The organism is Desulfurellaceae bacterium (assembly GCA_021296095.1).
GTDB lineage: Bacteria > Desulfobacterota > Binatia > Bin18 > Bin18 > JAAXHF01.
In genome coordinates, this window is sequence record JAGWBB010000028.1 from 21848 (window position 1) to 27847 (window position 6000).

General features: G+C 61.4%; 7 protein-coding genes and 1 tRNA gene. 2 read left to right on the plus strand and 6 right to left on the minus strand.

Features of this window, described 5'->3' with window-relative positions:
• Positions 1-406 precede the first annotated feature (406 nt).
• A complete protein-coding gene (locus J4F42_08735) occupies positions 407-871 on the minus strand; it encodes a hypothetical protein (protein ID MCE2485584.1) in 465 nt (154 codons plus the stop codon).
• Between the two features lie 170 nt (positions 872-1041).
• On the opposite strand from J4F42_08735, the gene J4F42_08740 reads away from it, so the two are divergent.
• Positions 1042-1116, plus strand: a tRNA-Ala gene (locus tag J4F42_08740).
• Between the two features lie 100 nt (positions 1117-1216).
• Here the strand turns inward: J4F42_08740 and J4F42_08745 are convergent.
• From J4F42_08745 to J4F42_08765, 5 genes are all read right to left on the minus strand, one after another.
• Positions 1217-2143, minus strand: coding sequence for an IS1595 family transposase (locus J4F42_08745; protein ID MCE2485585.1), 927 nt, complete (start codon positions 2141-2143; stop codon positions 1217-1219).
• A gap of 238 nt (positions 2144-2381) precedes the next feature.
• A complete protein-coding gene (locus J4F42_08750) occupies positions 2382-3425 on the minus strand; it encodes an LLM class flavin-dependent oxidoreductase (protein MCE2485586.1) in 1044 nt (347 codons plus the stop codon).
• 24 nt (positions 3426-3449) lie between these two features.
• Complete coding sequence (locus J4F42_08755; protein MCE2485587.1) at positions 3450-3827, minus strand: DOPA 4,5-dioxygenase family protein; 378 nt, start codon at positions 3825-3827, stop codon at positions 3450-3452.
• A 16-nt stretch (positions 3828-3843) separates the two neighbouring features.
• The gene (locus J4F42_08760; GenBank protein MCE2485588.1) at positions 3844-4113 is read right to left on the minus strand and encodes a hypothetical protein; all 270 of its coding nucleotides are present in this window, start codon (positions 4111-4113) and stop codon (positions 3844-3846) included.
• A gap of 105 nt (positions 4114-4218) precedes the next feature.
• On the minus strand, positions 4219-5460 hold the full coding sequence (locus J4F42_08765; GenBank protein ID MCE2485589.1) for a hypothetical protein: 1242 nt from the start codon (positions 5458-5460) through the stop codon (positions 4219-4221).
• Between the two features lie 161 nt (positions 5461-5621).
• Here J4F42_08765 and J4F42_08770 point away from each other — a divergent pair.
• Positions 5622-6000: zinc ribbon domain-containing protein (locus J4F42_08770; GenBank protein MCE2485590.1), on the plus strand; the 379-nt coding region annotated here is incomplete at its 3' end.

Genomic DNA, 6000 nt, shown 5'->3' on the forward strand with positions numbered 1-6000 from the left:
CCTTCTTTGCTTCTGTGGAGTCACTTTCTTTGTCTTCATATTAGGCTCGACTTTCTCTTGAGGCTGCCCACTGAACACAGGTCTTGACGGGACTCCGACAGAAAGGCTATTTTCCGTCTGCTTGTGGTGTCTCGTCTCGTTCAGAGCCGGGCAGCAGTAGCTCTGGGGTGGACGGTTTTCACCGACCGTTCACCCAACCCAGAGCGAATCAATGCCTAATTCCTTGCAAAATGGTGGGGCGCGTGCTACGGTACAAAAAGACCCCAGCGATGTTCTCTTGGACATCGTAAATACCTGCTGCTAAAAGGTTTTTGGGTTTGAAAGCGCGGTCTGCTACACCGCGCTTTTCTTTTCCCGTCAAGTTCCGTTCATCTTTTCACTCTCTGAATCTAGTCAGTACGCTACGCTACGTTGCGCCTAGAAGAGATGCCCCTGCTTCCGAGGTGGGCGTTGGGTCGTCCTTGGCGCTCTCAGTCTCCTGAGGGCGGTCTTCTTTCCTCCACCACTTTCCCGTCTCCTCATCCTTGCAATACCCATTGTTCCCTTTCGCTAAGACGTTGTGAATAGAACCATTCTGTAAGCCGGTCGCGTCTTGCAACTCGCGCATAGTAAAACCACGCCGCGGATTATCGTCGAACCAGGCTTTGACCTGACGTACATTGGCTCCGCGTTCGCGCCTCATCTTTCCCGGCTCACTACTGACCTTGCCGTTTTGCCGCGAGGTTTTAATGGCACTCTGGAATTGCTGGATCTGCTCATCAATCGTACCTATCTCCCGTTTAGTCTCGGCTACCTGGTTCTCAAGCATCTGCTTATGTTTTTGTAGGGCGCGTAATGTGGTCTCCATAAATTCTGGTGTGAACGCTTTCATCAGCAATCCTCCAGTACGGGGCACCCTAACAGGGAGAAAAAAGAAAGTCAAATGCCCTACAGGGAGCCCTATAGGGCTCCCTGTAGGGTGCTTCCATCTTGAACGCTTTTCAAATGGGTGATAAAAGAAGGCGACTCTAGGGTTCATCCCAGAGTCGCCTTGGTGTATGAGGGGCCGTGGTCAAGCGATTTTTGGCGCCGGTGTTCGCACCACCGGAGACGCGGGTTTGAATCCCGCCGGCCCCTTACTCCTCCACCGTAGACCGCTCTCTCGTGCCTGTCAACGTATCTTTCATGCGTGATGAAGCGGGCGTTTTAAGTCGTCTGCCTCGGCGTTCCCGCGTGATCACGCGGGGGTTGGTTGACCACCGATCAGCTTTTGGTAGGTGAGACGCTTGCCCGTGAGTGTGCGGGCAACGTGGTCGAAGCGGTCCGGGTCTTTCCCGCCCCGCACGTTGAACCGAAAGGCTTGCTCATCCAGATACCGATGCAGGTGGAAGGGCTCGACACTGACGTATGACCCCTTAATGGTGCGTTTGAGTAGGGTCCAAAAGTTCTCAATCCCGTTCGTCGTGACGTGGCCCCGGACATACTCGCTTGCGGCATGGCTGATGACTTCGTGGGTGTACTCATCCTCAAGGCCGACATAGCCGCTATGCTCATCAGTATGGAGTTCGCTGCCCGTCTCAAGCCGCTGGCGGACTTCCCGGTGTAAAGTAGGCCGGTCGGTATTCTTCACGACAGCCGCCTGAACCCGGCTTTTCTTCTTGTCCCGGCCACGTTCCAGCAGCCCCACCACAATCGTTTTGCCAGCCGATCCGCGACCACCCTGTAAAGTCTTCTCCTTGCGGCTCTTGTGCATGAACCGAGCCTTGCCGCCGATCAGGGTTTCGTCTGCTTCGACCTGGCCGGACAGCTTTTCAGGCGTATCGTCCTGCATGGCGAGCCGAATCCGATGGAGCATGAACCAGGCGGTCTTTTGGGTGATTTTGAAGGCGCGGTGCACCTCGTAGGACGAGATGCCGTTCTTGCAGTTCGCCAGCATCCACATGACCGGAAGCCACTGGGTCAACGGGATCGGGCTGTCTTCCATGACCGTGCCGACCTTCACGCTGAACTGCTGTCGGGCGTGTTTCGTCTTGCATTTCCAGCGCCGCTGATTGGCGAGGTAATGCACCTTATCGCTCCCGCAAGTCGGGCAGGTGACGCCCTGGGGCCAGCGCTGCTGGACGAGGTAGGCAATGCACCGTTCCTCGTCTGCAAAGTACGTCATGGCTTCTTGAAGCGTCTGCGGCGTGTGGGTTGTTTCGGGCTGCTGTGTCATACTCAAGACTATAGCAAATCAGACTTGGTTAGTCAAGTATGTTATTACCTTTGGCAAAGGGAGAAGCGCACCAACGCAGGGGGATTTGTGGGAGAGGAGGGACCACCTTGGGGCATGCAAAGCACGATCAAGAACGCGACGCCATGCACCCGCTCTGCTGGGCCGTATGCGGTCCGGGTGCGGGCGGTCAGGCGCGGGCGGTATCGGGAGGCGTGAGCCCGCACGCCTGGGCGATCAGCTCATACGACCGCAGCCGGTCGGCAAAGGCATAACAGATTGTCACGACACTCAGGTCGGTGGTCTCGTACAGCTCGGCCAACCGCTCAAGCTTGGCCTTGACCTGCTCGGGGTCGCCGTCGATGTTGACCCGGCTCTGCTGCTCCAGGTAGGCCCGCTCCTGGGGGCTGTAGGGATAGGCTTCGGCCTCCTCGACCGGCGGCACCCCGGTGCCGCGACCACGAAGGATATTGAGCCGGACCAGGTTGCGGCTCAGGGCCAGCCGGCGCGCCTGCTCTTCGGTCTCGGCGCACAAGACCTGGGCGGCGACGTTCACCCGCGGCTCGACCAGGTGCTCGGACGGGCGGAAGCGACGCCGGTAGTGCTCGACAATGGTCGGCCCGTGCTCGACGCCGGCGCCGAAGAAATACGCATAACTGAACGGCAACCCGCGCTCGGCGGCCAGCAGGGCCGAGTCAATGCCCGAGCCCAGCAGCCATACCTCGGGCTGGGTAGCAGGCGGGCTTGGGCTGGCTTTGACCGCAGCAAACGGATGAGACGGGTCCATGGCGTCGCCCAGGTAGGAGATGACATGCTCGACCTGCTCGGGAAAATCCTGGATGTCGCGCATCTTGCCGGGGTAGGCCAGGGCGGCGGCGGTGCGCTGGTCGCTGCCCGGCGCACGGCCGATACCGAGGTCAATCCGGCCCGGATACAGAGACTCCAGCATCCGAAAGGTCTCGGCCACCTTGAGCGCGCTGTAGTGGGACAGCATGACCCCGCCGCTGCCGACCCGCAGCCGGGAGGTCCGGGCCGCAATCTGGCCGACCATGACCTCGGGACAGGTGCCGGCAAAGCCGGGCAGGCTGTGGTGCTCGGCCACCCAGTAGCGCTGATAGCCCAGGGTCTCGACCGCCTGGGCCAGGGCGATGGTTTCGTGCAGCGCGTCGCCGGCCGTCCCGCCCTGACGGACTGGAGACTGATCGACAACGCTTAAGCTGAGTTGGACAGGCATGGGAAGTCAGGCGTGATACGCGGCTCAGGCTTTGGCCTGGGCGCGTTTCTTGGCCGCCATCTTTCTCATGAAGCCGAGCTTCAGCCGCAGCTTACGGCCCAGCCACAGGGCGTTGTCCGAGTGGTCGGCCACGTCGTCGCCGGTCTGCGGATGCACCAGCACGTTCAAGCCCTCGTGGTTGAGCATCAGCCAGGGCACGAGTCGGCCGAACTGGTCGGGGTTGAACTTCACCTGATACATCCACTGCGGGTGCGGCCCGACCGCCTTGAAGTGGATACGGCCCAGCTCGACGTCAAAGTGCTCGGCCAGGCCGTCCCGCACCCGCTCCGCCTCGGTCTGGGTCTCGCGGTCAAAATACACATGGACGTGATAATCCTTGATTGTGGATGACTCTGTCGGCATCAATCAGCCTCCCGTATCACTCTACCCAGCCATGTTGCAGGGTATGCACCGTGCCGGGTGGATACCACCATTCTCCGCGCTTGCACAGCGGACAGCGCCTCGGCATCCCGCCACCCGCGTATTCCGGCACGCCGACTAAGGATTTGACCGAGCCGGCGAAGCGTCCCCCACGTTGGACCTTCTTGGTCAGCATGTACAGACCCATGCCACAATCGGGGCAGGACAGAATCGTTCCCGAATGCAGCGAGGATAAGAACGTAATATCGGCAGGTGCAGGGCGAGACATGGTCGCTCCCCTTCCCGGCGCGAACCTTTACAGACGGTCACGCGTTGCCTTGGGGATACCAGAAATCACCACCGGCCCGCAACTCGGGCCGTTTGACCGAGGATGTTACCACGTCTGCCGTTGCTGCCGCCGGGCAGCCTGCATGCGAGCGGCAAAATCGGCCGGTTTCATGATAAGCGAGCCGGGTGCGCCTTCCTGCTCCTGCTCCTGCGGGTGCTCCTCGTGATAGTGCACGGCAATGCTCTGACGGACCAGATCTTCACAAAACGGGATGCCTTTGCCGCCGTCTTTTTGCAGGGCCAGGGCGACGGCCAAGGCACGCTTGGCGCTATCGAAACGGGAACGGGCGGCCAAATGGAACGCGGTCTCTTCGAGGCGGCGGGCATAGGTCCGAGCGCTGTCCCCGCTGAACAGCTCGGCCAGCACGGTGTCGATAATCCCCTGGGCGCGGTCCTGCTGCTGGTATTTGTTGAGGACCAGGGGGCTGTCCTGGGCCTGGGTCATCTGGTCGACATACGGCTTGGCCTGGTCCTGGTCGAGCAGCCAGCGCTGGAGGTCGGGCTCCTCGAACAACTGGCTCGAGGTGCTGAGCCAGTTGTCCTGGCTGGCAATCTCGGCCGGATCGATACCCTCAGGCGGGGGCACCGGGGCAGCCTTGGTCGGGCTGGACAGCAGGTGGGAGCGCAGGGCGGGATAGGCGTCAACAGACTGTCCTGACGGGCCCGGCGGATCGGGCTGGCCTTTTGCTTGAGTCCGCTCATAGCCCTCAGACATGAGAAAGTCACAGTATCGCCAGGGGGCTCCAACCAGGGCGATCTGATAGCGCTCGGCAAGATCCTGGCGGGCCGCCTTGATACCCTTGCGGTTGACTTCGGTGGCCTCAAGGCGGCGCATCCCGTCCGGCTCGTTGATGAGAGCCGACAGGTAGTGGAGCCCGCCCCCGATGCGCGGCTTGACCAGCCACACCAGGCGGTCCCCGTGGCCGTCCATGGACGACAGATAGCCCTCGGGTTCAATCGGGGTCAGGATCGACTTGGCCGGCTCCTGGTCGGGACGGTCGATGGCCACGCCTTTTTGCGACAGCTTGTACAGCGCACGGTGGATGGCCCGCCGCAGGGTTTTGTTCGGCTTGCGCGCCTCCCAGTCGAGCAGCAGCTGGGCGGCCTGGGGGACGGGATGATCGCCGAGCAGGGCAGCCAGGGCCAGGTCAGCCCCCGGGTCCTGGCCCTGACGGGCTTGCAGCTCGTCGAGTGACACGCTCCCGTCCTGGAGTCGAGCCAGACTGATGCCCCATTCGTCTATCACCTTCTTGCCCGCGGCTAAGCGTGGATCGGCTTTTTTTGCCATACACCCTCCAGAGGGAAACGGGAGCACCTTACCTAGCCGGCTTCGGTCCTGTCAATGGTCTGGCACAGGGCCGGACCTAGCCGCTGCGGGTCGTTCCTGATAGATCTGGGGGGGGCGTATCTTGAAGACCACGCCGGCCAACTGCTAAAGGTGGATCAGCAATGCGTTTCTGTCCCCAGTGTGGCGTCCAGACCGTCCCCCAGGCCCGCTTTTGTACCGAGTGTGGTGCGGCGCTGTCGGATGCCAAAAAAGCCGCCGGTAAAAAAGACGGCAAGACGGCCACCCGAACTCCAGCCCCACCGGTAGTGCAGCAGTCCCTGTTTGCCGGACTGGTCGTGCTGTCGGCATACCTGGCCGTTGGCGTCGGCCTGTGGGTCTTTGTGCTGCGCTCACAGCCCTTCCCGGTTGTTGCGGTCGCCGAGGGCCCGGCCAGCTCGGGCGGCTCGCAAGCCCTGCCCCAGGATCATCCGCCGATCAGCATTCCCGACGATGTCAAACAGCGGATTGTCACCCTGGTTGACGAGGCCAACGCCAAGCCCG

What these genes read in the sequence shown, in the direction of transcription:
- J4F42_08760 (MCE2485588.1), bottom strand. Translation starts at nt 4,113, where the DNA reads ATGTCTCGCCCTGCACCTGCCGATATTACGTTCTTATCCTCGCTGCAT.
- J4F42_08735 (MCE2485584.1), bottom strand. Translation starts at nt 871, where the DNA reads ATGAAAGCGTTCACACCAGAATTTATGGAGACCACATTACGCGCCCTA.
- J4F42_08745 (MCE2485585.1), bottom strand. Translation starts at nt 2,143, where the DNA reads ATGACGTACTTTGCAGACGAGGAACGGTGCATTGCCTACCTCGTCCAG.
- J4F42_08750 (MCE2485586.1), bottom strand. Translation starts at nt 3,425, where the DNA reads ATGCCTGTCCAACTCAGCTTAAGCGTTGTCGATCAGTCTCCAGTCCGT.
- J4F42_08755 (MCE2485587.1), bottom strand. Translation starts at nt 3,827, where the DNA reads ATGCCGACAGAGTCATCCACAATCAAGGATTATCACGTCCATGTGTAT.
- J4F42_08765 (MCE2485589.1), bottom strand. Translation starts at nt 5,460, where the DNA reads ATGGCAAAAAAAGCCGATCCACGCTTAGCCGCGGGCAAGAAGGTGATA.